Source organism: Rhizobacter sp. P2_H2 (assembly GCF_056403375.1).
The window spans coordinates 1-3233 of the sequence record NZ_JBFUFP010000628.1 but is presented as its reverse complement, the minus strand read 5'-3'; the positions used below and the strand labels follow the sequence as shown (position 1 = coordinate 3233).

Sequence of the window (3233 nt, the reverse complement as noted above, 5' to 3'; positions counted from 1 at the left end):
CGCCCGTGCCGGCCGCCGAAGCGCCGCAGCCCGCGCCCTACAACGACGCGGTGGCGGCGCGCTTTCCCGAGCCGGCGGTCGATTTCCGCACGCCAGCCTTCCAGCCCGGCCACCCCGGTTTCACGACCAATGCCGAGCTGCAGGCGGTGCTGCGCGAGATCGTGCATGGCGGCCGCAACGCGACGCTGCTGCCGCTGGGCAGTTCGCAGTCGGGCGTGCCGCTCGAGGCGATCCTCTTCACCCGCAACCCCGACATGTCGCCCGCCGCCGTGCTGAAGAGCGGCCGGCCGACGGTGCTGCTGGTCGGCCAGCAGCATGGCGACGAGCCGGCCGGCGCCGAGGCGCTGATCGTGCTCGCGCGCGAGCTGGCCGGCGGCAGCCTGCAGGACCTGCTGGAGCGCATCAACGTCGTGGTCCTGCCGCGTGCCAACCCGGACGGCGCGCAGGCGCAGCGGCGCGTCACCGCGAGCGGCATCGACGCCAACCGCGACCACCTGCTGCTGCGCACGCCCGAGGCGCAGGCCCAGGCCCGGCTGGTGCGCGATTTCCAGCCGGTGCTGGTGGTCGATTCGCATGAGTACACGGTGGTCGGCCGCTTCCTCGAGAAGTTCGGCGCGGTGCAGCGCTTCGATGCGCTGGTGCAGTACGCGACCACCGCGAACCTGCCGGAGTTCATCACGAAGGCCTCGGAGGAATGGTTCCGCCAGCCGATGCTCGCGAGCCTGAAGCAGCAGGGGCTCAGCTCCGAGTGGTACTACACGACCTCGGTCGACGTGAACGACAAGAAGATCTCGATGGGCGGCACCCAGCCGGACACCGGCCGCAACGTCAACGGGCTGAAGAACGCCGTCAGCATCCTGATCGAGACGCGCGGCGTCGGCATCGGCCGGCTGCACCTGAAGCGACGCGTGCAGACGCACGTGGTCGCGATCGGCAGCTTCCTGCGCAGCGCGGCCGACCGCTCGGCCGACCTGGTGAAGCTGCGCCAGTACGTGGATGCCGACGTGGCCGCGAAGGCCTGCCAGGGTGAGGCGCTGGTCGAGGCTGGCCCGACGCCCAGCGAATACACGCTGCAGATGCTCGACCCGGCGACCGGTGCCGACAAGGCGCTGGTGGTGAACTGGGATTCGGCGCTCGAGCTGCAGCCGCTGAAGACCCGCCCGCGCCCCTGCGGCTACTGGCTGGCCGCCGACCAGGGCGACGCGGTGATGCGGCTGCGCACGCTGGGCGTGCGGGTCGAGCAGGTGGCTGCGATGGGCGTGATGCAGGGTGAGACCTATGCCGAGACCAGCCGCGAGAGCGGTGCACGCCAGGACGTGCGCGGCACCATCGCCGACGGCGGTGCGGTGGTGCATGCGCAGGTGCAGCTGAGGCCGTCGCTGATGGACGTGCCGATCGGCAGCTACTACGTGCCGCTGAGCCAGCCGCTCGCCAACCTGGTGATCGCGGCGCTGGAGCCGGACACGCAGAACAGCTTCTTCGCGAACGGCATCATCGGCAACGTGGCGAGCGAGGCACGCGTCACCGCGGTGCCGGGGGTGAAATTGAACGTGTTGCCGTGACGCCTCATCGGCGCTTGCTGCCGCCGAGCAAGCTGCCCAGCACGCCGCGGATCAGCTCGCGGCCGACGCTGGTGCCGATCGTGCGCACCGCTGATTTCGCCATCGTCTGCGCCAGSCCGTCGTGYTTGCCGCCGCGCGGGCCGGTGCTGCCGAACAGCACGTCGTTGAGCATGCCACCCCAGCCGCTGCCGGCTTCGGCGGGTGGCTGGCCGGCGGTCGGCGTGGGCATCGGGGTGGACGTGGATGTCGGTGAGGACGTCGACGACGGGGCAGGGCGCCCCGCATCGGCGCTCGCCACGCCGCGCCCCTTCAACTTCTCGTACGCCGACTCGCGGTCGACCGCCTTCTCGTAGACCCCGGCCACCAGCGAACTCGCGACCAGCGCTTTGCGCTGGTCGGACGTGATCGGCCCGATCTGGCTGCCCGGCGGCAGCACGAACACGCGCTGCGTGACGCTCGGCCGGCCCTTCTCGTCGAGCAGGCTGACCAGCGCTTCGCCGACCCCCAGCTCGGTGATCGCCGTCTCGATGTCGAGCCCCGGGTTCGCCCGCATCGTGCTCGCGGCCGACTTGACGGCCTTCTGGTCGCGCGGCGTGAAGGCGCGCAGGGCATGCTGCACCCGGTTGCCGAGCTGGGCCAGCACGCTGTCGGGGATGTCGAGCGGGTTCTGCGTCACGAAATAGACGCCGACGCCCTTGCTGCGCACCAGCCGCACGACGAGCTCGATGCGCTCGACCAGCGCCGCCGGCGCCTCCTTGAACAGCAGGTGCGCCTCGTCGAAGAAGAACACCAGCTTCGGCTGCTCCAGGTCGCCGACCTCGGGCAGTTGCTCGAACAGCTCGGACAGCATCCACAGCAGGAAGGTCGCGTACAGGCGCGGCGCGTTCATCAGCTTGTCGGCGCTCAGCACGTTGACCACGCCCTTGCCATCCACCGACTGCATGAAATCGGCAATGTTCAGCATCGGTTCGCCGAAGAACCTGTCGCCGCCCTGCTCGTCGATCTGCAGCAGCCCGCGCTGGATCGCGCCGACGCTGGCGGCGCTGACGTTGCCGTATTCGGTGGTGAACTGGCTCGCGTTCTCGCCGACGTGCTGCAGCATCGCGCGCAGGTCCTTCAGGTCGAGCAGCAGCAGCCCGTTGTCGTCGGCGATCTTGAACACCAGGTTCAGCACGCCGGCCTGCGTTTCATTCAGCGCCAGCATGCGCGCCAGCAGCAGCGGGCCCATGTCGCTGACGGTGGCGCGCACCGGGTGGCCCTGCTCGCCGAACACATCCCACAGCGTGGCGGGGCAGGCGGCCGACGCCGGGGCGTCGAGCCCACGTTCCTTCAGGATGGCGGCCAGCTTGTCGCCGACCTTGCCGGCCTGCGTGATGCCGGTCAGGTCGCCCTTCACGTCGGCCATGAACACCGGAACGCCCAGTTTGCTGAAGTTTTCGGCCAATGTCTGCAGCGTGATCGTCTTGCCGGTGCCGGTGGCGCCGGTGATCAGGCCATGGCGGTTGGCCAGCGCCGGCAGCAGGAAACACTCCGCCTTGTCGTGCTTGGCGATCAGGATCGGCTCGGCCATGGGAGTCTCCGGTGGGCGGACAAGTAAAATTGCAGTCTATCCAAGAACATTGCCCACCCGGCTGCCGGCGTGGGCCCTCAGAGGAGCCTTCATGGCCGGAC

Annotated in this window: 2 protein-coding genes; one reads left to right on the top strand and one right to left on the bottom strand. The window is 69.7% G+C overall.

All coding sequences use genetic code 11. The features are described from left to right. Positions 1 to 1562, top strand: a 1562-nt coding sequence (locus tag AC1D15_RS23700) for a M14 family metallopeptidase (RefSeq protein WP_477827900.1), incomplete at its 5' end; no start/stop codon positions are given. 4 nt (positions 1563 to 1566) lie between these two features. Here the strand turns inward: AC1D15_RS23700 and AC1D15_RS23695 are convergent. Then, the gene (locus AC1D15_RS23695; RefSeq protein WP_477827899.1) at positions 1567 to 3132 is read right to left on the bottom strand and encodes a helicase HerA-like domain-containing protein; all 1566 of its coding nucleotides are present in this window, start codon (positions 3130 to 3132) and stop codon (positions 1567 to 1569) included. Between the last annotated feature and the right edge of the window lie 101 nt (positions 3133 to 3233).